This window comes from Novosphingobium rosa NBRC 15208, from assembly GCF_001598555.1.
In the GTDB taxonomy this organism is placed as follows: Bacteria; Pseudomonadota; Alphaproteobacteria; order Sphingomonadales; family Sphingomonadaceae; genus Novosphingobium; species Novosphingobium rosa.
In genome coordinates, this window is the sequence record NZ_BCZE01000183.1 from 1 (window position 1) to 844 (window position 844).

General features: G+C 57.1%; 1 protein-coding gene. It reads left to right on the top strand.

Going from position 1 to position 844, the window contains the following annotated elements; translation table 11 throughout:
• Positions 1-76 precede the first annotated feature (76 nt).
• Positions 77-828, top strand: a protein-coding gene (locus SR3_RS31030; RefSeq protein WP_157099227.1) for an IS5 family transposase whose coding sequence is annotated in 2 segments (ribosomal slippage) — positions 77-398 and positions 398-828 — 753 coding nt in all. Because the reading frame shifts where the segments join, the coding sequence is not laid out codon by codon here.
• Positions 829-844 lie beyond the last annotated feature (16 nt).

The window sequence follows — 844 nt, forward strand, 5'->3', positions numbered from 1 at the left end:
GCTAAGGCCTGTGGACATTTAGGGGATTCCCTTTTTCGGCAGGACCGGATTCAAGACTGGCCAAGGGAGCGCCAGGTTGGATCGACACAGATTGAGCGACGAGCAGTGGGAACGGGTTAGCTCGTTACTCCCCGGTAAAGTCGGGGATAGAGGCCGTTCGGCTGCAGACAATCGGAGGTTTCTCGATGCGGTCTTGTGGCTGGCTGGAACAGGAGCACCATGGCGAGACTTACCCGCGACCTTCGGCAATTGGAACTCCAATTTCCGTCGGTTTCGCAGGTGGGCAGTGAATGGGGTTTTTGACCGCTTGTTTGAGCAATTATCCGGCGACCCCGATTTTGAATACGCCATGATCGACGGCACAATTGTCCGGGTCCACCAACAGGGCACCGGGGCAAGGGGGGGACTTATCGTCAGGCGATCGGACGTTCGCGCGGCGGACTGACGACGAAGATCGTCGCGCTGGTCGATGCGCTGGGAAATCTTGTTCGCTTCGTTCTGCTGCCCGGGCAAACCCATGAGCTGGTTGGGGTGAAGCCGCTGATCCAGGGCGTGAAATTCGAGATGCTCCTGGGCGACAAGGCCTTCGATGCCGACTGGCTAAGGTCGGAAATCGACGACAGAGGCGCAATAGCCGTGATCCCTCCCAAATCGAACCGCAAACGAAAGATCGAATGCGACTTCCACGCGTATCGCTGGCGCCACCTCGTCGAAAACTTCTTCTGCAATCTCAAAGCATTCCGGCGGACTGCTACGCGCTACGAAAAAACTGATCAAAGCTACCGGGCGATGATCAACCTCGCCGCCATCAAAATCGCGCTACGCTAAATGTCCACAGGCCTTA